The 21,619-nt window shown below is 72.4% G+C and carries 17 protein-coding genes, 1 pseudogene and 1 riboswitch; of the genes and pseudogenes, 7 read left to right on the plus strand and 11 right to left on the minus strand.

All coding sequences use genetic code 11. From position 1 onward, the window contains the following. Together IN07_RS09750 and IN07_RS09755 are read left to right on the plus strand one after the other, a co-directional pair. Window positions 1-475 (plus strand): annotated as a pseudogene (locus tag IN07_RS09750) (hypothetical protein); the annotation flags it as partial. A 462-nt stretch (window positions 476-937) separates the two neighbouring features. Then, window positions 938-2,200, plus strand: coding sequence for a cytochrome P450 (locus IN07_RS09755; RefSeq protein ID WP_036335482.1), 1,263 nt, complete (start codon window positions 938-940; stop codon window positions 2,198-2,200). 45 nt (window positions 2,201-2,245) lie between these two features. Here IN07_RS09755 and IN07_RS09760 read toward each other — a convergent pair whose 3' ends face one another. The 7 genes from IN07_RS09760 to IN07_RS09785 form a co-directional block, all read right to left on the minus strand. After that, a complete protein-coding gene (locus tag IN07_RS09760; RefSeq protein ID WP_036335543.1) occupies window positions 2,246-2,443 on the minus strand; it encodes a hypothetical protein in 198 nt (65 codons plus the stop codon). A gap of 125 nt (window positions 2,444-2,568) precedes the next feature. Next, entirely contained in the window at window positions 2,569-3,420 is an 852-nt protein-coding gene (locus tag IN07_RS09765) for an NADP-dependent oxidoreductase (RefSeq protein ID WP_231558080.1), read from the minus strand. Between the two features lie 167 nt (window positions 3,421-3,587). Next, a complete protein-coding gene (locus tag IN07_RS09770; protein WP_036335483.1) occupies window positions 3,588-4,442 on the minus strand; it encodes a helix-turn-helix domain-containing protein in 855 nt (284 codons plus the stop codon). Between the two features lie 322 nt (window positions 4,443-4,764). Continuing rightward, entirely contained in the window at window positions 4,765-5,397 is a 633-nt protein-coding gene (locus IN07_RS09775; protein ID WP_036335484.1) for a DUF305 domain-containing protein, read from the minus strand. A gap of 81 nt (window positions 5,398-5,478) precedes the next feature. Then, window positions 5,479-5,946, minus strand: a complete 468-nt coding sequence (locus IN07_RS26935) for a DUF6153 family protein (RefSeq protein ID WP_407937435.1) — start codon at window positions 5,944-5,946, stop codon at window positions 5,479-5,481. A gap of 294 nt (window positions 5,947-6,240) precedes the next feature. Then, the gene (locus IN07_RS09780) at window positions 6,241-7,329 is read right to left on the minus strand and encodes a peptidoglycan DD-metalloendopeptidase family protein (protein WP_231558081.1); all 1,089 of its coding nucleotides are present in this window, start codon (window positions 7,327-7,329) and stop codon (window positions 6,241-6,243) included. 230 nt (window positions 7,330-7,559) lie between these two features. Next, window positions 7,560-7,711: riboswitch (cyclic di-AMP (ydaO/yuaA leader) on the minus strand. Window positions 7,712-8,332: 621 nt separating this feature from the next. Next, window positions 8,333-10,519 (minus strand): ABC transporter permease, encoded by a 2,187-nt coding sequence (locus IN07_RS09785; RefSeq protein WP_036335486.1) that lies wholly within the window; start codon window positions 10,517-10,519, stop codon window positions 8,333-8,335. Between the two features lie 184 nt (window positions 10,520-10,703). Between IN07_RS09785 and IN07_RS09790 the strand changes: the two genes are divergently transcribed. Beyond that, window positions 10,704-11,363, plus strand: coding sequence for a TetR/AcrR family transcriptional regulator (locus tag IN07_RS09790; protein WP_036335487.1), 660 nt, complete (start codon window positions 10,704-10,706; stop codon window positions 11,361-11,363). A 567-nt stretch (window positions 11,364-11,930) separates the two neighbouring features. Here the strand turns inward: IN07_RS09790 and IN07_RS09795 are convergent. The 4 genes from IN07_RS09795 to IN07_RS09810 are packed head-to-tail and all read right to left on the minus strand — an operon-like array spanning window position 11,931 to window position 16,226. Further along, window positions 11,931-13,445 (minus strand): carboxylesterase/lipase family protein, encoded by a 1,515-nt coding sequence (locus IN07_RS09795; RefSeq protein ID WP_064972393.1) that lies wholly within the window; start codon window positions 13,443-13,445, stop codon window positions 11,931-11,933. A gap of 27 nt (window positions 13,446-13,472) precedes the next feature. Continuing rightward, window positions 13,473-14,666 carry a glycoside hydrolase family 1 protein gene (locus IN07_RS09800; protein ID WP_036335488.1) on the minus strand — a complete coding sequence of 398 codons (1,194 nt, stop codon included), beginning with the start codon at window positions 14,664-14,666 and terminating at the stop codon, window positions 13,473-13,475. Continuing rightward, on the minus strand, window positions 14,663-15,607 hold the full coding sequence (locus IN07_RS09805; protein WP_036335489.1) for a nucleoside hydrolase: 945 nt from the start codon (window positions 15,605-15,607) through the stop codon (window positions 14,663-14,665). The genes IN07_RS09800 and IN07_RS09805 overlap by 4 nt, the downstream gene beginning before the upstream one ends. 10 nt (window positions 15,608-15,617) lie before the next feature. Then, window positions 15,618-16,226, minus strand: coding sequence for a TetR/AcrR family transcriptional regulator (locus IN07_RS09810; protein WP_036335490.1), 609 nt, complete (start codon window positions 16,224-16,226; stop codon window positions 15,618-15,620). Window positions 16,227-16,341: 115 nt separating this feature from the next. Between IN07_RS09810 and IN07_RS09815 the strand changes: the two genes are divergently transcribed. The 4 genes from IN07_RS09815 to IN07_RS09830 all read left to right on the plus strand — a co-directional run bounded on the left by IN07_RS09815 (window position 16,342) and on the right by IN07_RS09830 (window position 21,588). Beyond that, window positions 16,342-17,886, plus strand: a complete 1,545-nt coding sequence (locus IN07_RS09815) for an ABC transporter substrate-binding protein (RefSeq protein ID WP_036335491.1) — start codon at window positions 16,342-16,344, stop codon at window positions 17,884-17,886. Window positions 17,887-17,978: 92 nt separating this feature from the next. Beyond that, window positions 17,979-18,908, plus strand: a complete 930-nt coding sequence (locus tag IN07_RS09820; protein ID WP_231558082.1) for an ABC transporter permease — start codon at window positions 17,979-17,981, stop codon at window positions 18,906-18,908. Further along, window positions 18,905-20,728, plus strand: coding sequence for a dipeptide/oligopeptide/nickel ABC transporter permease/ATP-binding protein (locus tag IN07_RS09825; RefSeq protein ID WP_036335493.1), 1,824 nt, complete (start codon window positions 18,905-18,907; stop codon window positions 20,726-20,728). The genes IN07_RS09820 and IN07_RS09825 overlap by 4 nt, the downstream gene beginning before the upstream one ends. Continuing rightward, window positions 20,725-21,588, plus strand: a complete 864-nt coding sequence (locus IN07_RS09830) for an ATP-binding cassette domain-containing protein (RefSeq protein ID WP_036335494.1) — start codon at window positions 20,725-20,727, stop codon at window positions 21,586-21,588. Before IN07_RS09825 ends, IN07_RS09830 begins: the two co-directional genes overlap by 4 nt. The last annotated feature ends 31 nt before the right edge of the window (window positions 21,589-21,619 follow it).

The raw sequence follows: 21,619 nt of genomic DNA on the forward strand, positions 1-21,619 counted from the left end.
CCCGGCTCCGGCTCCCGCCCCCGCGCCGGCTCCCGCCCCCGCGCCGGCACCGGCCCCCGCGCCGGCAGTGGCCCCGGCGGTGGCGGTGACCGCTGCCTCCCCGTCCACGGTCGCCCAGATCAGCAACAGCTCCGGTCCCGTGCAGCCGCGCGCGCAGGCCGCCGCGAACGCCGTCGTGACCGACGTGCCGGGCGCCACGGGCATCACCATCGGTGGGACGCGGGCCAGCGCCACCGACCCCAACGGCCACCCCTCCGGGCTCGCCCTGGACTACATGGTCATGTCCGACACCGCGCTCGGGGATGCGATCGTCGAGTACCACATCGCCAACTGGGACGCCCTCGGCGTGGACTACATCATCTGGCAGCAGCGCATCCTCATGTCGCCGACCGGCTCGTGGAGCCCCATGGCCGACCGCGGGAGCGCCACGGCCAACCACATGGACCACCCGCACGTGAACTACCTGGCGGGCTGACCCGCCCGGTCCGCTCCACCCGGACACAGTGCCCCCCTGCCCGTACCGCGGGCAGGGGGGCACTGTCCGTCTCCGCCTCGGAGGGTCGCCGGCGGTGTCCGGCCGTCCGCATGGGATGGTCGGGGCAGAGCCCACCGCCACGGACGGCCCGCCACGGCGCGGGCACCGTCGACGGCGACCGTGCGACGCCCGTGATCCGATCGAGGTCCCACGACGTCGTCGCACGGCGGACGTCGCACGATCAGCACCCGACGCCGGTCGGGTGCTGGTCCCCCGGTGGGCTCGGCGTGGCTCGCCGTCGCGCCGGTGCCCGGACGACGACGAGGGATCATGTCCACGACCGACTTCTCAGCACCACGCAGGTCCAGGCGTCGCCGCGTGCGGCGGACCGCCGCCCTGGCCGCCCGACCGGTGACGCGGAGGTCGCGCGGGTGGTCGCGGCGTCAGCGCAGCGCACGGGCCGTGGCCCAGGCATGGCTGGGCCGCATCGTGGAGCGACGGATCCGCAAGAAGGGCATCGACCTCACCGAGCTGACCTTCTTCCCGGAGAGCGCTCGGCTGCCCCTGCTGCGGCGCGGGGTGGACCCGGTGCCGGAGCTCGCCGAACTGCGCGCCCGCTGTCCGGTGGAGCGACTCGACCTGCCCATGGGTCTCGCGGCGCACCTCGTCACCGGGTACGAGCAGGCCCGCGCCGTCCTGGCCGACCGCGACTCCTACAGCAACGACATCCGGCACCTGTTCGGCGACGCCGGGCCGGGGTCGACAGCCGACGTCGGCGGCCTGGGGTTCACCGACCCGCCGCTGCACACCCGGCTGCGCAAGCTCGTGGCCCCGGAGTTCACCCGGCGCCGGCTGGACCGGCTGGAGCCCACGGTCGAGGCGATCGTCACCCGCCGGCTGGACGAGCTCGCCGCGGCCGGATCGCCTGCCGACCTCGCCGAGCACGTCTCCTGGCGGGTCCCGATGGACGTGATCTGTGGGCTGCTGGGGCTGGACGACGCCGACCACGAGGCCTTCGTCCGGCTGGGCACCAAGCGCTTCGACGCCACGGGGGGCGCAGCCGCGGCGCTCGGTGCGGTGTCGGAGCAGAAGCGGATCCTCCTCGACGTGGTGGCGCGGCAGCGGACGGCGCCCGGGCACGGCCTGATCGGGCGGGTCCTCCAGGCCGAGGGCGACGCCCTCTCCGACGACGACCTCGCGGGCCTCGTCGACGGGATCGTCACCGGCGGCTACGAGACCACCGCCAGCTCCCTCTCCCTGGGCACCATGGTGCTGCTGCGCGACCCCGCTCATGCCGCCCTCGTCCGAGAGGGCTCACCGGCCGAGATCGACGGCCTGGTGGAGGAGCTGCTGCGGTATCTGTCGGTGGTCCAGGTGGCCTTCCCGCGGTTCGCCAAGCAGGACCTGGAGCTGTCCGGCTGCCCGGTCCGGCGGGGCGACCTCGTCGCCGTCTCCCTCAGCGGGGCCGACCGCGACCCGGCCTGGGCCGGCCCGCAGCCCGACCGGTTCCAACCGGACCGGTCCCCCGCCGGCGGCCACCTGGCGTTCGGCCACGGGATGCACCGCTGCGTCGGCGCCGAGCTCGCGCGCATGGAGCTCCGCATCACGCTCCCGGCGCTGTTCCGCCGCTTCCCTGACCTCGCTCTCGCCGTTCCCGAGGAGACGCTCCCCTGGCGGGGGCTGTCGTTCGTCCACGGCGTCGAGGAGCTCCCGGTCTCCTTCTGACCGCAGCCGCTCGGCCGGGCAGGTCGTCCCGGCCCGGCGGTCGGGTCAGCGCTGTTGCCGTCGCGCGACGACGACCAGACCGGCCAGCACCACCGCGATGGGCGCCCAGGCCGGCAGCCCGAACGGCCCCAGCAGCAGCGCCGCCACGAACAGCAGCAGCTGGAAGGCCACGAAGAAGCCCGCCAGCACGACGACCCAGAAGACCACGGGCCGCTCGATCTGCAGTCGGCGCAAGTGCTCCACGTCCACATCCCCTCATCGGTGTGCGTCCCGCAGGGGACACCAGCCACATCGGCACGCGAGGCCGCAACTCCAGTCGACCACACCCGGCCCCCGGCGCGACGGCCCGGGACGCACGGGTCGCGGGCTCAGGCCGGCTCGACGACGACCTTGCCCTCGAGGCGACCGGCGGCGGCCTCGACGTGCAGCGCGGGCAGCTCGGTCAGCAGGATGCGGCGGGTGACCTCGACCTGCAGGTCCCCGCTGTCGACCAGGGACACCAGCTCGGTGAGGCGGTCCCGGTCGGGCAGCACGAACACGGTCGCTGCGCTGACGCCGCGGGTCTCGTCACCGGGGGTGGCCATGAACGCGGTCGTGCTGACGACCTTGCCACCGTCGCGGACCAGGGCCACCAACGCGGCGAACCGGTCGGGGTCGACGGGGGCGAGGTTGACCAGCACGTCGACCTGCTCGTCGACCGCGTCCAGCACGTCCGTGGTGGTGTGGTCGATGACCTGGTCGGCGCCGGCTGCGCGGACGGCGGCGCTGCTGCGCGGACTGGCGGTCGCCACGACGTGCACCCCGGCTCGTGCGGCCAGCGCGACGGCGTACTTGCCGACCACTCCCCCGGCACCGTTGACCAGGACCCGCTGCCCGGCGGTCAGCTCCCCGAGGTCGAACAACGCCTGCCAGGCCGCCAGCGCCACCGACGGCAGACCTGCCGCGTCGGGCAGGGGGATCTTCGTGGGGGCCGGGACGAGCGCCTCCACCGGGGCGATCACGTACTCCGCCGCGCCGCCGTCCCGTTCCATCGGCAGGAAGCCGATCACCGCGTCCCCCACCTGCAGGCCGCCCTCGCCGGTGGTGCCGCCGACGCCGTCCCCGAGCGCGTCGACCGTGCCGGAGACGTCGTATCCGGGCACGTGCGGCAGCACGACCGGGATCGGCAGGAAGCCGCCGCGCATGCCGGCGTCGGCGGCGTTGAACGCCGAGGCCGCCACCCGCACCCGTACCTCGCCTGCCCCCAGGGGTGGGCCGGTCGACGTCCTCGTAGCGCAGGACCTCCGGACCGCCGACCTCGTGGAAACGCACTGCCTTCATCGCTGGACCCGCTCTCGTGGTGGTGACGTCGTTGAGACGTCACCCAACGTCGCAGGTCCCGGCGCGGTCAGCCTGGGCCGGTTTGGCCCACTTTGACGACCGCCCGTTCGTCGGCTGCGCCGACCACCTCCACCAGCCGCGCCGCATCGCGCGAACCCGGCTCCGCGGTCAGCATGACGGCCGCCAGGTCGTCACCGGGGATGGCGATCAGGTTCTCGACGAGGGTGAGGGAGTCCCCGTCGGACTGGGTGAAGGTCGCGCTGCTCTCGTAGGCCGCCACCGGTCGCGGTGCCCGCCAGAGCGTGTCGAACCGCCGGCTCCGGGTCCGCATCTCGTCGACCATCGCGGCGAGCGACGCATCGCCGGGGTACCGCAACAGCGCGGCTCTCAGCTGAGCCACCTGGATCGTCTCGTGATCGGCGGCGTCGGCGTCGGACTGCTGGAAGGCAGCGAACGGGTGGCAGAAGATGCGCCAGGCCACGTTCCACTCCCAGCGCTCCCCGGTGAGGTCCCAGTGCTCCAGGGCCAGGAACCCGCTGTTGACCGCGACGACGTTCATCGCCGCATCGGTGACGATCATCGGGGTGTCGGAGAACCGCTCCAGCAGCCGCGTCGCGCCCGGCCCCAGGTCGGTCGGCACCTGCCCGTCCGCGGCGGCGTACCCGGCGAGCGCAGAGAGCCGTTCGTAGTCCGCCCGTCCGACGCGCATGGCCCGGGCGATGGCCTTGACCACGCCGGCCGAGGGATGGCTCCGTCCCTGTTCCAGTCGGCGGACGTAGTCGGCGGACATGCCGGCGAGCTCACCGAGCTCCTCCCGCCGCAGGCCGGGGACCCGCCGCCCGCCGACTGGCAGCCCGACACCCGAGGGGTCCGTGCTCTCCCGCAGGTGGCGCACTGCTGCGCCGAACTCATGACGCTCCACAGCGCGAGTGTGCCCTGGAGACCCGCACCGATGGTGTCCGTCGGCCGCCTCCAGCGTCACGAGCGATGCGCGCGGCTGCCGAGAGGTGATGTCCGCTCACCGGGTCCGACGTCGCCCGGCGGGCCCCTCGCCGAGCGGGTCCGGGTGCTCTGGACGCGGCGGACCACATCGACGGGCTGTGCGCGGGGACAGCCGCTGAGGGGACTGCGGTCACCGCACGAGTCGACGGAACTGCGGCGGCGATCGAGCGGCCGAGGCCACCCGGGACACGGGAGAGGTGGGGCGCGGTGCCCGGACGGCACCGCGCCCCACCAGGAACGGATCAGCCACCCAGCTCGGTGAGCAGCTGCCGCATCTCCTCGATCTCCTGCGCCTGGACCTCGCTGATCGAGCGAGCCAGGTCGACGGCCTCGGCGTTGCGGCCGTCCTCGACCTCGGTCTGCGCCATCTCGACGGCGCCCTCGTGGTGCTCGATCATGGCGTCGAGCCACATGCGGTCGAAGTCCCGGCCGGCCGCAGGCATCTCCTCCATGCCCATGCCCATGCCGCCGTCCATGCCCATGCCGCCCATGTCCCCGGACCCGTGGTCCATGCCGCCCATCGGACCGGGCTCCTCGAGCGGCTGGCCCCACTCCTCCAGCCAGGCCGTCATGAGGTCGATCTCCGGGTCCTGACCTGCTTCGATCCGCTCGGCCAGGTCCACGACCCGGGGATCGGAGGCGCGGTCGATGGCGACCGCGGACATCATGAGCGCGCCCTCGTGGTGCGGGATCATCCCCTGCGCGAACGCGACGTCCGTGTCGTTGAACTCCGCGCCCTGCTCGGCGGAGCTGTCGTCGGCCGCGTTGCCGCCGGTGGCGGAGGTCTGCTCGGTGTCCGAGCAGCCGGCGAGGACGATGACGGCGGCCATCAGCCCACCGGTGAGGCGGACGAGGCGAATGCTGGTGCGGGTCATGCTGGGTCTCCTGTCTGACAGATGTGGGCATGCGTGCAGGACCCCGGGACAGCGGGAGCTGTCGGGGTGCAGCTGTTCGGCCTAGATCCGCAGGAGACAGAGAGCAGAGAGGGTGGGTGGTCGAGGCTGCCTCGACCACCCGGTGGGCCAGCGGGAAGGTGTGGGCGAGCCGCGGGCGGGCGGGAGCGCCGAGCCTCGGCGGAGCACCACGGCCGCGAGGACGGTCAGCCCCGCGAGCAGAACGGCGAGGCACACCGCCAGGAGGTGAGCGTCGTGCCACGGGGCCGGCAGGCCGCTGGACCCGGTGGCATCTGCGTCTGCTGCCCCGCGTGTGGCTGCGACGCGCCGGTGGTCGGGCATCGCACCTGCGACGGGGCCCAGATGGACGGACGCTGCCGATACATCGACCGAGGCAGCCGCACTGAGCGATGTGGACCCGTGTGCCAGCGCTGAGCCCGCGGCCGCGCACTGGATCCCGTGCATGGCGAAGACAGCGGCCAACAGCAGCAGCGCCGCCCATAGCCGTGCCACCAGGACCACCTCCTCCACACGAAGGTACGACGGCCTGGCTGGCGCACCCGAGAAGGCCGTCGGCCGCTTGGACCGAGTGTCGGCCTCGGTGCCGGTCCATCTCCTGCTCGGTTGCCGCCTCGCGCCACGGTTCCCGCATGGCTGATCCCCCGAAGCCGACCCTGACAGCCTCCAGGGGGACGTGACGCCCGGGCCCTTCCTCCCACGCTGAGCATGACCGCAAGACGGCGTGACGGTCCCACGGCAACCACCACTCAGCGGCGCTGACCGCCCAGTGGTGTCAGCGACTGACAGCGTTCGAGGCCCCCGAGGTCAGCCGCAGCTACCGCCCAGCGGCAGGCCGCGGGCGGCCAGCCACGGAACCGGGTTGCTGCGGTCCTGGTAGAGCCCACCCTGATGCACTTCGAAGTGCAGGTGCGGACCGGTGGACTGACCCGTGTTGCCCACCATCGCGATCTGCTGCCCAGCGGACACCTGCTGTCCCGCTTCGACCGAGTAGCTGTCGATGTGCCCGTAGAGGGTGATCGAGCCGTCCTCATGCTCCAGGTAGACAGCCAATCCGAAGCCGGATGCGGGGCCGGCCTGGAGCACCACGCCGGCTTCGGGCGCATAGATCGGTGTGCCGATCGGGGCGGCGATGTCCACGCCGTGGTGCATGGTCCCCCACCGGGCGCCGTAGCAGGAGGTCACCCGGCCCGCGGTCGGGATGCCGGCGTTGGGCACGGGCCGTCCACCTCCCCGGGAAGCCGCACCGTCCAGCCGTTCCGCCAGTAGTGCATCGACATCGCCACTGCTCGGTTGCTCCGTCGGTACCGCAGTGACATCGCTGCCGGCCTGCTGTTCCACCGGCTCCGCAGCAGCATCGCCCCCGAGGGTGACCACCCGCTCCCGCGCCTCCTGCAACTGCTGCTCCAACGCGGCCCTGTCCCCCACGGCGGCGTCGTAGGTCTGCTGCGCCGCGGCGAGCTCGTCGTTGGCGACCCGTTCGGCCTCCGCGGCGGATGCGGCGGCCGCATCGCGGGCAACCACGGCGGCCTTCGCTGCCTCGGTAGCCGCCTGCTGCTGGCGCTGGACGACCTCGAGCTCGTCCAGTCGCTCGCCCCGGTCATCACCCAGCAGCTCCAGCGTGGCGGCTCGTTGGAGGACTTCCTCGGGGCTTCCTGCGGCGAAGAAGGCCGACGCACTGCCGTAGGCGTCAGCGCCCATGTAGCTCTGCCGGGCCAGTGCGACGACGTCGGCTCGCGCCTGCCCGACTGCTGCCTGCGCAGCCGTCAGCTCGGCCACCCGGGCGTCGGCCTCCTGCCGGGCTGTGAGCAGCGCGGCCTGGGCGACCAGGCTCTGGTCGGCGACCGCCTCAGCCTCCACCGTGAGCCGCCGCAGGGTCTCCTCCGCCGCCACCACCGACGCCTCGACGCTGGCCAGCGCGGCCTCGGCCTCGGCGAGTCCGGGTTGGCCTGCCGGGGCCGGCGGGGGCTCAGGTGCGGCGTGGGCTGCCGGACCGGTGAGCACCAGCAGGGCAGCACCGGCGGCCAGCGTCGGCGCAGTGAACGCGGCGCGCCATCGGGCGCGGCGGCGTCGGTGGACATGGTGCTGCAAGACGGTGTCGTGCGACGTCGCCAACGCGGCGAGCTCCGTTCTCCCTCGCCGTCTACCGAGTTAGCTGACGGGTTCGGGCCGGAGACAGCCCTACTCGCGGCGGCGCATGGGCCAGGCGAGATTCACCCCAGGGAACGATGGGTCCCCGGTCTTCCACCGCGTGAGCGGTAGCAGTTCGACGGGGTCTGCGCGAGGACCTCTGGGCGAGATCGGGGCTCGGGCGGACCGGCCGAGACGCTACAACGAACCCCGATGGACGTCACAATCCAGTAACACCAGGCAACCATCGCGGCCGGCCGCACCATCAGGGGCCAGTGCATGTGTGCAAGCGCCACAGGCGGCCGATCAGGCGGACGCCGGACCAACTCCCATGTGCCTCAGCAGATCAGCAAGCCGACGCGACACGTCCACGGAGGCCACTCCTCAATCGCCATCACCGACGACGTCTCCCCCGACGTCTTCCGGAACGCCGTGGCCACCTTGAACGCCGTCCTGGGGTACTCGGGTCGGCTGACGGTGGTCGAAGACGTGGTCGAACACCCGGAACAGCGACAGGGGCCGCCCCCGGTCTCGCGGGAACGGCCCCTGTGTCGTGCTCTGTCGGGCTGACAGGACCCGAACCTGCGACCCCTTGACCTCCATCTCCTGCGCGGGGTCCGCCGCCGTCCACCCTGATCAGGATTCCCGTGGTCAGCGCGTCACCACGTCCGAACGCGCAGCGGCAGGGGGTGCCAGGACTTGCCTCCGTGCCACCCCGTCCCGGACCCGGCCCGGGCTGGACGGCGGATCGCCGCCCAGCCCGTCGTCCTCAGCGGGCCCCGGCGCCCTCGAGCCGGTCGGCATCGGTGCGGTCGGTCCCGTCCCGGTCGGCGTCCTCGTCCGCCGCCCCGGGAGGCGAGGGGCGGCCGTCCGGCCCGGGGACGCCGGTCCCGTCCTCCCGGCGCCGCAGCCACCGGTCCACGACGAGGTTGAGCAGCAGTCCGATGACGCCCCATACGGCGATGACCAGGAGGTCCCGGCCGACCCCGGCACCGTCGAAGTAGACCAGCGACCTCGCCGCGTCCACCGCCGCGGGCAGCGGCAGCACCTCCGACAGGCCGCGGAAGACCTCGGGGACCATGTACAGCGACAGTCCACCCCCCGAGGCCGGGACGCCGGCCAGCATCAGCACGACCATCACCGGCACGATCGCGGCCAGCCCCAGCGTCCGGGTGAAGACGCCGGTCACCACCGCCATGGCGAAGATGGTCGCCGCCCCGAAGCCGATCATCTGCCAGGCGTTCCCGTTGACCGCACCGATGACCACGTCGAAGAGCAGCCACAGCCAGACGGCCATGCCGACCGACCAACCGGCGAGGTGCGGTCCGAACTGGCGGAAGCGCTTCAGCTCGGGAGCACCACCGCGGAAGACGGCCATGATCAGGAAGCCGGCCATGATCCAGGCCATGCCGACGTACATGCTGTTGCTGCCCATGGTGTCGGAGTCGCGCAGCGGCGTCAGGTCGGTCTCTGTGAGTGGCACCTGCTGCCCGGCAGCGACCTGACCGAACACCGCGCGCACCACGCTCTGCTGGCTGACGCCGGCGCCCGCGGAGGTGTAGAGGGTGGCGTCCTCACCTGGGCCGGCGGGGAGCACGTAGGCGGCGACGACCTCCCCGTCGACGACGGCGTCGGTCGCGGCGTCCACCGACCCGGCCACCTGGACGTCGACCATCGACCCCAGGCTCGACTGGAGACCGTCGGCCACCTGCGACGCCTGCTGCCCCGTCGACCCGACCACGGCCACCGGGAGCTCACGCACCGTCGGCTCGTGCATGGCGAAGCTCATCAGGCCGACCACCATGACCAGGATGGACAGCGGGAACGCCGCTGCGGTCACGTAGCGGAACCGCAGGGACCGCAGCGGGCCGCCGGCCAACGCCGGGAGCGGCGCGTCTGGGTCGGTGACCGCCGGGGCGCCGGGGACCGCCAGGCCGCTCGCGCGCTCCTTGAGCAGCGACAGCCCCAGCGCGACCACGACCCAGACGGTGAGCGTGAGCAGGTGCCTGCCGAGCCCGTCACCGTCGAAGTAGACGAGCGAGCGCAGCGCCTCCCCCGCGGCCGGGAGCGGCAGCACGCCGTGCAGGAAGGAGAAGAAGCCCGGCATGACGTCGACCGACAGCGCCAGGCCCGAGGCCGGCATGCCCAGCACGACGTAGAGCAGCATGCCGATGAGGACGGCGAGGGGGCCCATCAGCTTGGTGAACAGCAGCTGGGCCGCCCCGACCGCGCCAACGGCCAGCATGCCGACGCCGAAGAAGCCGAGGAAGTGCCCGTCCACGGCACCCACGATCGGCCCGAGGATGAGCCAGATGAGCGCGCTCGTCCCGGCCGCCCAGCCCAGGAGCACCGGCACGAACCGCCGGACCGACAGCAGGTGCGGCAGGCCCAGCAGGATCACGCTGAGCGGGACGTACCCGGCCAGCATCATCCCCATGGCGGCGAAGAGCACCGCCGTGCCGGAGGAGTCACCCGGGTTCAGCGGGGCGACGTCCTCGGACTCGATGGTCCAGCCCTGCTGGACGGCGACCGGCGCGAGCAGCTGCTGGACGGTCGTGGCCTGCGAGGGCCCGGCCGCGTTGGCGGTGTAGAGGGTCGCCGCGTCGGTGCCCGGCTGCGGGACCTCCAGCGCGCCGACGACCTCCCGGCTCTCCAGCAGCTCGACAGCTTCGCCCGCCGAGCGGACCAGACGCGGGGCCACGGCGTCGTCCGGGACGGCGGCGAGCAAGTCCACGACCGCTTCCGCCTGCGCGCCGACGCCGACCACCGCAACGGGCATGTCCCGCGGGTGCGGCGCGTGCATGGTCCCGACGTACGTCGCGTACATCATCGTGACCATCAGGAAGGGGATGAGGAACAGGAAGACGTAGCGCGCGATGCGGGTCCGGCGGTCCTCGATCGGCGGGCCGACCACGGGAGGACCGGCGGCGGACGATGCGGCAGTGAGGGGCTCCATGCGACTGCTCCTGACGAGGGCGGGCGAGCATCGGTGAGGTGACCGACTCCGGCTGCGGCGGCGGAGCGGGACGCGTGCGCCCGGGCTGAGACGATCTGAATGTAAGTCATATGACTTACAAAGTCAGCAACCGGCTAGCTTGACGCGGGTCACAACAGAGGAAGCCAGCCGAGGAGGCACCCAGGTGGCACGGTCCGACGCTGCCCGCACGGCTCTGCTGGACGCGGCCGAGCGCCTGTTCGCCGAGGCCGGCATCGCCCAGGTCTCCGACCGGAAGGTCGCCGAGAGCGCGGGCAACACCAACCACTCCGCCGTGCGGTACTACTTCGGCGGCCGGGAAGGGCTGCTCCAGGCGCTGATCACCCGCCACCTCGTCGCGCTGGAGCCCCCCCGGCGGGCGATGTTCGCGGGCTCCGACTCGGTCCTGGAGGACGTCCGCAGCCTGGTGGTCCCGTTCACCGACGCGTTGGGGGCGTTGCCGCAGCCCAGCAGCCGGGCCCGCTTCCTCGCCCAGGCGCTGCACGACCCGATGGCCGCGGGCCTGCTGGGCGATTCGACGGACCTGGCACCATCCGCTTCCGCGATCACCCATTCCGTGGTGGCTCGTCTCGACCACCTGGACCGGGACGTCGTCGTGGGGCGAGCGAGACTGATGACCCGGATCGTCTCGACGACGTGCGCGGACGTCGAGCGGCTGTCCGACCACGACGGCGCGGCCCCCTCCTGGCAGGCGGTGGGCGACTTCCTCGCCGACGCGATCGCCGGGATGCTGTCGGCTCCTGTCACCCACCGGCCCGGCGTCCCGCTGGACGTGACCGACCACCCGGCCGCCCTGGTGCTGTGACGCACCAGGGCCGCGCCGGGCCGGCGTCAGACATGGCCGCCGACCGCAGGCCCTGTCGATCTCGACGACCCGGGCGCCGACATGTGGCCAGACCGGCCGACCCGAGGCCAGCCGAGATCCCCGATGTCGTGATGGGCGCGCCCGAACACGTCGAAGGCGGGCCGACCTGATGGTCGACCCGCCCCTGACCTGCAACTGCATCTGTCGGGCTGACAGGATTTGAACCTGCGACCCCTTGACCCCCAGGTAGCTGCGCGGGATCCGCCGCCGTTCGCCCTGGTGCCGTTCGTGCAGGTCAGGTCGTCGCCGCGTCCGTCGGCGTCCGCCCCGGTACGCCGTCGTCCGGGCCGCGTTGCTGTACCGGTTGCTGTAATCGTGTCCGAGCCGAGGGGGCGGCGACCCTTCCGCTTGCGCGAGGGAGTGGCCTACCACAGGACTCGGCCGCGCGTGGCTGAGCATCGCCTCGTCATGACCCGGCCGTGTCCAGCAGATCGGTCGCCGGCTCGCCCAGTGGGATTCCTGCGCCCTGCGCCTTCCACGGACGACCCAGCGAGCAAGGGCAGGGCTTCAGACCGGTGGCGCGGTGGCCAGCTCCGGGGCGGTGAGGGTCCGCGCTGAGTCGTACGCGCTGGGGACGATCCCGCCGTCGGCGTCGAACACCATGACGGCCTGCCCGTCGTCGTGCGCCGGCCAGCCCGGGTCCTGGTCCCGCACAAAGGCGACGTACGCCCCGTGGACCCGATCGGCGAGCTGCTGTGGTGCGCCGGGGCCGGCAACCCGGGTCACGTCGGGGTCATCGAGCAGGTCGAAGGCGAAGGGCACGTCCAGGCAGTGCTCGGCCACCCCGCTGACGGCCGATCGCCAGGCGAAGTCGTACACCCAGGTCGGCGCGGCGCCACGGCGCATCTCCAGCCAGTCCACGACCCTGCGACGGAACATGACGTCGCTGACGTAGCGGCCCATCACGTCGGCCGGGTGGTGGCCGGGCAGCACCCCGGCGAACCGGCGGGCCACCTCCGGCGCCACCCCGAGCGCGTCGAGCACCCCGGCGACGTCGTGCTCCTCGAACAAGTGCCGGAACGCGTGCGCGATCCCGCCGAACTCCTGCCGGGTGCTGCCCATCAGCAGGGGCACGTCGGCACCGGCACCCGCTTGCAACCCCTCCTCGACCGTGCCTGTCAGCAGGTCGCCGTCCACGACCGGTCCCAGCGGCAACCGGCCGTCCATCGAGCGCATCACCGTGATCAACCCCTCGGCGGAGAGCTCCCCCATCGACGGCAGCCCCCAGCCCTGTGCGGCCAGCAGCGCCTCCTCGGTCACGCCGGCGAAGCCGGCCCGGTCCGGCGCGACCCCCAGCGCCGCGGCGATCCGTTGCGTCGTCGCCCGGGCGTCCTCCAGCGACACGTCGGCCGGAGCGCCGGACATCGAGACGACCCCGGTGAACAACCCGCGCGCCCGCGGCATCGTCAGCAGGGTCATCGCCGCGCCGCCACCGGCGGACTGGCCCGCGATGGTGACCCGCTGGGGATCACCGCCGAAGGAGCCGATGCTGTCCCGCACCCATTCCAGCGCGAGCAGCCAGTCCAGGACACCGCGGTTCGCCGGGGCATCGGGCAGCAAGCCGAAACCCTCGAACCCCAGCCGGTAGGACACCGACACCGTCACCACGCCGTCCCGGTTGAAGGCGGCGCCGTCGTACCAGGGGCTGGCCGGGGAACCGGCCACGTACCCGCCGCCGTGCACGTAGACCAGCACCGGCAGCGGCGTCTCCCCCGCCTCCGACGGGCGAGGGCGGGGCGTGAAGGCGTTGACGCACAGCACGTCCTCGCCCGGGACGCTGGGCTCGGGGATGGTGGTGATCTCCATCAGCGCCTTGCGCTGCGGGGTGGACCCGTACTGCAGTGCGTCCCGGACGCCGGACCACGGCGCTCGCCGAACCGGCGCCTGGAACCGCAGGTCCCCGAACGGCGGCTCGGCGAACGGGATGCCCAGGAATGCAGCCGATCCTGCGCGCCACAGGCCGCGGACAGCTCCGGCGGGGGTCTCGACAACGACGTGCTCACCGGTCGGGGTGGGGCGCATGGCGGGTGTCCTCCAGGGGTGGTGGTGTCAGGGCAGGGCGTTGCCGCGCGCGACCGCGCCGAGCCAACGGGCGCTGGGCTTGACCGTCCGCGCGAAGGTGGCCCGGTCGACGGCGACCAGGCCGAAGGTGGGCCGGTAGCCGGCGACCCACTCGAAGTTGTCCAGCAGGCTCCAGTGGTAGTAGCCGCGCACGTCGACCCCGTCCGCGATCGCAGCGTGCACAGCACGCAGCGCACCCTCGGTGTAGTCGCGGCGCCGGTCGTCGTCGGCGGTGGCAATGCCGTTCTCGGTGACCAGCAGCGGCACGCCCGGCGCGCGTTCCGCGGCCGTGCGCAGCCCGACGCCGACGGCACCGGGGAAGTACTCCCACCCCGTCAGCGTCGTCTCCGTGCCCTCGGTGACCGACAACGGCCCTTCGGGGCCGACGAAGGTGCGCGTGTAGGCCTGGATCCCGAGCCAGTCGTCGTCGGCCGCCTCCTGCAGGAACCGGGTCTCCCGTGCACCGGCGTAGCGGGCGGTCTGCTCCTCGGCGCCGGGCAGCGGGGTGAACGCCTGCGTGGCGACCGCCCAGCCGACCTGCGGGCCGTCCCACGAGCGGACGATCTCAACCGCGCGGTGGTGGGCGCGGGCCAGCCCGTCGGCGATGTGCGGATCCGGGGCCGGCAGCCCGGCACCGCCGAAGGTGGTGTCCTGGCCCAGGTTCGCGAAGGCCGCGGTGATGTTGGGCTCGTTGATCGTGCAGACGTAGGGGACGTCGCGGGCGACGACCGGCTCGACGAACTCGGTGAACCGCGCGAAGCGGTCGGCTGCATCGGCCGCCGCCCACCCGCCCCGATCGGCGAACCACTGCGGCAGGGTGAAGTGGTTGAGGCTCACGTTGGGCACGACGCCGGCCTGCAAGCAGGTATCGACCATCCGCCGGTAGTGGTCGCGGGCGGCGCGGGAGAACTCCCCCGGAGCCGGCTCGATGCGGCTCCACTCCAGGCTGAACCGGTAGGAACCCAGCCCGAGGTCGGCCACGATCGCGACGTCCTCGGGGTAGCGGTGGTAGCTGTCGCAGGCGTCGCCGCTGGGCTCGGTCATGAACGTGCCGGGGGCGTGCTCCCGGGCCCACCAGTCGTTGTTGACGTTGCCGCCCTCGATCTGATGCGAGGAGGTGGCGGCGCCCCAGAGGAAGCCGTCGGGGAACCGCAGGACCCTGGGCTGGTCCGCGCTGGTCATGCCCGACCGTGCACCTGGAACTTGGCGTACATGTCCTCGAACATCAGCCGGTTGTCCAGCTGGGTGTAGACCCGCATCGGCCGCGCACCGGGAACGGGCGTGTACTGCCCCTCCGGGGTGATCCCGGGCGTCTCCCGGGTGACGTACCGGCTGGACGAGGGATCCGGCTCGAACGCCGACTGCAGCGCCGTCAGCAGCACCAGCGGGCTGTCGCCGAGGATGTAGGTCTCCCCCAGGTCGAACCCGTGCTGCCCGGCCATGGTCCGGACCCCATCCAGGGCCTCGTACAGCCATGCCCCCAGCGCACCGGCACCGCCCAGCCGCAGCTGCAGTTCGGCGAAGGAGGCGAGCGTCTGCCGGTAGGCGTCCCGGGGCACCAGCCAGACGGGGATCGTCGAGTCGCCGAACACGATCGAGGCGGCCAGCACGTCGATGAGCAGGTTGTACTCGATCGGCATCGCACCGGGCGGCGGCTCCGCCAGACCCGGGTGTTCCGGGCCACCGATCCACACCAGCGTGAGCCGCTCGGCAATCCGCGGATCGAGCAGCCAGGCGCTGGCCACCTCGGTGAGCCCCGCGCCGGCGCAGACGAAGAGCGGGGTGTCGACGTCGGAGCGCATCGCCTCGGCGACCAGCGCCTCCGCGGCTGCCGACCGGACGGGCGTGGCCCGGTCGACCAGCCCGACATTGGACCCGGCGAGCACCGGGACGTCGTCGCGGCCGGCCAACGCGAGCACCTCACGAGCCCGCGCCGCGGCGTTGTCGGCGGTCGTGCCGGAGGGGTCGAAGGGGTCACCGGGCCGCAGATGCGAGCCGATGACCAGCCTCAGGTCGACCGACGGGGACAGCGCGTGGTGCGCCAGCTGGACCAGCCCGTCCGGATCGCCGCTGAGGTCGTTGTCGACGATGACGCGCAGCCGTGGGCGGGCCGATGCGGTCACGGAGGCGCCCTCAGAGCTCGACGGTGAGCAGCGACTGGACGTAGCGGCGAACCTCGGCCGCCATGTCCACCGAACGCCGGTCGAGCAACCACTGCACCTGCAGCCCGTCCATCAGCGCGACCAGCTGGCGCGCTGCGCTGGCGGGCTCGGTGCCGGGTCGCAGGTCACCGGCCGCATCGACCGCCACGAAGGCGTCGGTGATGTACCGGATGACCCAGCTGTACCGGTCGACGAAATAGCCGTGGACCGGGTGGTCCAGCGCGGTCGCCTCCGCCGCCAGCACGGTGAAGAGCTCGACGAGCTCCGGCGTGCTGGCGTTGTACTCGACCAAGTTCAGCAGCGCGCGGATCTGGTCCAGACCGGCGACCGCCTCGAAGTCGAACCGCTGTCGGGACTGCTCGTCGCGCCAGGCAAGCACTGCCTCGAGCAGGTGCGTCTTGCTCGGGAAGTGGTGCAGCACGCCGGCCTGGCTCAGCCCCACCCGCTCGGCGACGTCGCGCAGCGAGCCCTTGTGGAAGCCGGCAGAGGAGAAGACCTCGACGGCGGCGTCCAGGATTTCCTGCCGGCGCGCCGCGGTCTTGGCGTACTCACCGCGTGGCCTGGATGTGATCGCCGTCATGGCCGCACCGTAGCGCGAAACATTTTCAAAACAAACCTAGTGGTCGGTAGGTTTTCCGGCTACGTTGTGCGCCACGTCACCCCGCTGGGGGGTGCGCTCCCCCGGAGGTTCCACCGTGCTCGGAAACAAGAGGGTTGGCATCGCCGCCATCGCCCTGGCCGCCTCGTTGGTGATGACCGCCTGCGGGTCCAGTGACGGCGGCGGCAGCGACGGCGGCGCAGAGGGCGGGGGCACCCTCACCCTGGGCTCCATCTTCGCGCCGCAGACGCTCGCGGCCAGCGGTGCCGAGTGGGCCAACGTCTCCCCGTACATCCAGTCGGTCTACGACTCGCTGCTGCGCGAGACGCCGGACGCCGAGGTGGAGCCCTGGCTGGCCACCGAGTGGTCCTACAACGAGGACAAGACCGTCCTCACCATGCAGCTGCGGGACGACGTCACGTTCACCGACGGCGAGAAGTTCACCGCCGACGTGGCTGCCCAGAACCTGCTCCGTTTCAAGGCCGGCACCTCGCCCAACGCCTCGTTCCTGGCCAGCGTCGCCGACGCCAAGGCCACCGACGAGTACACCCTCGAGATCACGCTGACCGCACCGGACCCGGCGCTGCTCAACTACCTGGCGCAGAACGCCGGCGCCCAGGCCAGCCCGGCGACCTTCGCTGCGCCCGACGCCGCCACGGACCCGGTCGGCTCCGGTCCCTACATCTTTAACGCCGACCGGACCGTCGTGGGCTCCAGCTACGTCTTCGACCGGAACCCGGAGTACTGGGCCGGCGCGGAGGAGCAGCACTACGACCAGGTCGTCATCAACGTCCTGGACAACTCCCAGGCCCAGCTGAGCGCCATCCAGGGTGGTCAGGTCAACGGCCTCAACCTGTTCGACAACTCGGCCCTCGACCAGATCGAGGGCGCGGGCTTCACCGCCTACCCGCACGAGCTGGACTGGCAGGGCCTGATCCTCTTCGACCGAGCGGGCACGATGGCCCCCGCGCTCGGTGACGTGCGGGTCCGCCAGGCGATCAACCACGCGGTCGACCGAGACGCCCTGCTCAAGGCGGTGGTCCAGGGCTACGGCACCGCGACCACCCAGGTCTTCGACGAGAGCTCGGCGGCGTACGTCGAGGAGCTCGACGAGCGCTACCCCTACGACCCGGAGCTGGCCAGGGAACTGCTGGCCGAGGCGGGCTACGCCGAGGGCTTCACGCTCTCCATGCCCAACGTCAACCTCGGCAGCACGACGGCGGCCGACCTGACCGCCCAGTACCTCGGGGACGTCGGCATCACCGTGCAGTACGACCAGCTCTCGCTGCAGGAAGCCATCGCCGCCCTGTTGGCACCCAAGTACCCGGCGTCGTGGATCCAGTTGCAGTCGGACCCGACCGCCTGGCAGCTGGCCAACTTCGCGCTCACGCCGACCGCGTCGTGGAACCCGTTCCGCGTCGAGGACCCAAAGGTCGCCGAGCTGGTCTCGACGCTGCAGAGCGGCACGGAGGAGGAGGCCGAGCAGGCCGGCCAGGAGCTCAACGAGTACATCGTCGAGCAGGCCTGGTTCGCGCCGTATTACCGCGTCGAGGGCACCTTCGTCGCCGACGGGGACACCGACGTGGTGCACCAGAGCAACAACGCCTACCCGCTCCTGCAGTACATCACGCCCAACGGCTGACCCGAGCAGGGATGGGCCGCCACCCCTAGGCGGCGGCCCATCCCGTCCACCTCCTCCTTCCTGACCCCCTGGGGAATCCCTTGCTTCGTTTCGTGCTCCGGCGTCTGGTCTCCGGTGTCGTCCTGGTGGGCGTCCTGTCCACGCTCGCCTTCTTCCTGCTGTACGCCGGCAGCGGGGACATCGCCCGCACGATCCTGGGCCAGCAGGCGACGCAGGAGACCGTGGACCGGCTGACCCAGCAGCTCGGCCTGGACCGCCCGGTCCTGAGCCGGTTCGGCCAATGGGTGTCCGGCGCCGTCCGTGGCGACTTCGGCACCTCCTGGTTCACCAGCCAGCCGGTCACCGACGCGATCCTCAGCCGCCTCGCCGTCACCCTGTCCCTCGTCATCGGCGCGACGGTCGTGACCGCGATCGTGGCAGTCGTGCTCGGGGTCCTGGCCGCCACCCGCGGCGGGGTCGTCGACCGCGTCGTCCAGATCGGGTCCGTGGTCGCCGCTGCGGTCCCCGGCTTCCTGGTGGCCATCGGACTGGTCATGGTCTTCGCCATCAGCCTCCGCATCTTCCGGCCGACCGGGTACGAGGCGTTGGCCGACTCCCCCACCGGCTGGCTGGCCACCGTCACGCTGCCGGTGATCGCGCTCTCGCTGGCCAGCATCGCGGGTGTCGCGCAGCAGATCCGCGGCGCGATGCTGGACGCGCTACGCAAGGACTACGTGCGCACGCTGCGCAGCCGCGGGCTGCCGGAGAGCCGGATCGTGTACGAGCATGTGCTCCGCAACGCCGCCGGTCCCGCGCTGTCGGTCCTGGGCCTGCAGTTCATCGGCCTGCTCGGCGGCGCGGTCATCATCGAGCAGATCTTCGCCATCCCGGGCCTCGGTCAGGTCGCCGTCGGCGCGACCGCCCGGGGCGACATCCCGCTGGTGATGGGCCTGGTCGTCGTGACCGCCGTCATCGTCGTCGTCCTGAACATCATCGTCGACCTGCTGCAGGGTTGGCTGAACCCGAAGGTGCGCCAGTCATGACCGAGACACTGACCTCCGCCCAGGTGCCGCCGGTCGCAGGGAGCGCCTCGGCCGCCCGCACCTCGCTGTGGCGCCGCCTGGTCAAGAACCCGCTCGGTGTGGCATCCCTGGCGTTCCTGGTGCTGGTCGCGCTCCTCGCGGCCCTGGCCCCGGTGCTCGCACCCACCGACCCTGCCGTTCCCTCGGCGGTGGACGTCCTTGCCCCGCCGGGGGGCGACTACCTCCTGGGCGCCGACGGCTCGGGCCGGGACATCCTGAGCCGACTGCTGTACGCCTCCCGGCTGAGCCTGCTCGGTGGGCTGCTCGCGCTCACCGTCGCCGCCGCCCTGGGCATCACCTCCGGCCTGGTCGCCGGCTACTACAGCCGGTGGTTCGAGACGGTGTCCTCGTGGGTCGCAGGCCTGCTGCAGGCATTGCCCGGGATCGTGGTACTTCTGGCCGCGCGCGCGGTGCTCGGCCCCTCGATCTGGACGTCGATGGTCATCTTCGGGATCCTGCTGTCCCCGGCCTTCTACCGGGTGGTCTCCGCCGCGGTCTCCGGCGTGCGGCACGAGCTGTACGTGGACGCAGCCCGGGTGTCGGGGCTGAGCGACGAGCGGATCATCGCCCGCCACGTGCTCACCGTGGTGCGCGCGCCGGCGATCATCCTGGCCGCCGGCATCGCCGCGATCGTCATAGCCATCCAGGCGGGGCTGGACTTCCTCGGCCTGGGCGACCCGACCCGGCCGACCTGGGGCGGCATGCTCAGCGACGCCTTCGCCAACATCTACCGCGCGCCGCTGATGCTGCTGTGGCCGAGCCTGGCCATCGGGCTGACCTGCATTGCGCTGGCCCTGCTGGGGAACGCGCTGCGCGACGTGCTGGAGCGCACGAGCACCCCGAAAAAGCGCCGCCGGGGCGCGGCGCCGGCGACCGTGGAGGTGCGCAGCGAGCCGGTGGTCGTGCACGACGAGCTCCCCGGCACCGGTTCCGGCGAGGAGTTGCTGCACGTCGACGGGCTGTCGATCGGCTACGACCAGCCCGACGGCTCCCTCACGACGGTCGTCGAGGACGTCGACCTCACCGTCCGGCGCGGCGAGGTGCACGGCCTCGTCGGGGAGTCCGGCTCGGGCAAGACCCAGACGGCGTGGTCGATCCTGCGGCTGCTGCCCCCAGGCGGCCGCATGGTCAGCGGCGCCATCGAGTTCGAGGGCGAGGACCTGGCCAAGCTCTCCGAGAAGGCGATGACCCGCCTGCGCGGCCGCAGGATCGCCTACATCCCGCAGGAGCCGATGTCGAACCTGGACCCGGCCTTCTCCATCGGCCACCAGCTCACCGAGCCGATGCGGGTGGCCCTCGGCATCAGCCGCGCCGAGGCCAAGGGGCGGGCACTGGACCTGCTCGCGCGGGTCGGCATCACCGATCCGCAGCGGACCTTCGCGGCCTATCCGCACGAGATCTCCGGCGGCATGGCGCAGCGCGTCCTCATCGCCGGCGCCGTCTCCTGCAACCCCGACCTGCTCATCGCTGACGAGCCGACCACCGCCCTCGACGTCACCGTCCAGGCCGAGGTACTCGATCTGCTCCGCGACCTGCAGTCGGAGTTCCACATGGGCGTCCTGCTGGTCACCCACAACTTCGGCGTGGTTGCCGACCTCTGCGACCGGGTCTCGGTGATGCGCAACGGCCGGATCGTCGAGACCGGCCCGGCCCGGTCGATCTTCGCCGACCCCCGGCACGCGTACACCCGCTCGCTGTTCGCCGCGGTCCTCGAGGACGCCGAGCCCCGCGGCGAGCTGACCACCGTCCCCGTCGCCACCCGCGAAGGAGCCCATTCATGAGCGACCGCCTGCTCGAGGTCGAGGACCTGGTCGTCGAGTACCCGGTCAAGGGCCGGCGCGCCGCGCCGCTCCGCGTGCTGAAGGACGTCTCGGTGGACATCCGCGCCGGCGAGTGCGTGGGCCTGGTCGGCGAGTCGGGCTCGGGCAAGACCACCCTGGGCCGCGCAGTGCTCGGACTGGCCCCGGTGACCGGGGGCAGCATCCGGTACGGCGGCCGCGACATCAGCCACCTGTCCCGCAGGGAACGGCGCGCGCTGTCGGCCGACATCCAGGTGGTCTTCCAGGACCCCTACACGTCGCTGAACCCGGCGATGACGATCGAGCAGATCCTCGCCGAACCGCTCACCGTCCGGGATGTCGACCGCGCCGAGGCCAGGCGCCGGGTGCGCGACCTGCTCGACCAGGTGCAACTGCCGGCCGACGCCGGCAACCGGCTGCCACGCGAGTTCTCCGGTGGGCAGCGGCAGCGGATCGCGATCGCCCGGGCGCTGGCGCTGGAGCCTCGGCTGATCGTCTGCGACGAGCCGGTCTCCGCCCTGGACCTCTCCACCCAGGCCCGGGTGCTGGAACTGTTCAAGGAGATCCAGGAGCGCACGGGGGTCGCCTACCTCTTCGTCTCCCACGACCTGGCCGTCGTACGGCACCTGTCGCACCGGGTCGCGGTCATGTACCGCGGCGAGATCGTGGAGTGGGGCGACGGCGACCAGGTCACCAGCCGGCCCCAGCACCCTTACACCCAGAAGCTGCTGCTGGCAGCTCCCGTGCCCGACCCCGTGAAGCAGCAGCAGCGCCGCGCGGAGCGCCGGCGCCTGCTGACCGCCCAGCGTCAGGCCGGCCAACCCGCCGGCGCCCTGAGCTGACCAGTCCTCCCCCGCCACCCGCCCGCGCTGC

This window comes from Modestobacter caceresii, assembly GCF_000761485.1.
GTDB classification, from domain to species: domain Bacteria; phylum Actinomycetota; class Actinomycetes; order Mycobacteriales; family Geodermatophilaceae; genus Modestobacter; species Modestobacter caceresii.

Bases quoted from the DNA above. Each gene is read 5' to 3' on its own strand.
- IN07_RS09810 (WP_036335490.1), bottom strand. From the start codon at position 16,226: ATGACGGCGATCACATCCAGGCCACGCGGTGAGTACGCCAAGACCGCG.
- IN07_RS09775 (WP_036335484.1), bottom strand. From the start codon at position 5,397: ATGACCCGCACCAGCATTCGCCTCGTCCGCCTCACCGGTGGGCTGATG.
- IN07_RS09830 (WP_036335494.1), top strand. From the start codon at position 20,725: ATGAGCGACCGCCTGCTCGAGGTCGAGGACCTGGTCGTCGAGTACCCG.
- IN07_RS09800 (WP_036335488.1), bottom strand. From the start codon at position 14,666: ATGACCAGCGCGGACCAGCCCAGGGTCCTGCGGTTCCCCGACGGCTTC.
- IN07_RS09795 (WP_064972393.1), bottom strand. From the start codon at position 13,445: ATGCGCCCCACCCCGACCGGTGAGCACGTCGTTGTCGAGACCCCCGCC.
- IN07_RS09785 (WP_036335486.1), bottom strand. From the start codon at position 10,519: ATGGAGCCCCTCACTGCCGCATCGTCCGCCGCCGGTCCTCCCGTGGTC.
- IN07_RS09825 (WP_036335493.1), top strand. From the start codon at position 18,905: ATGACCGAGACACTGACCTCCGCCCAGGTGCCGCCGGTCGCAGGGAGC.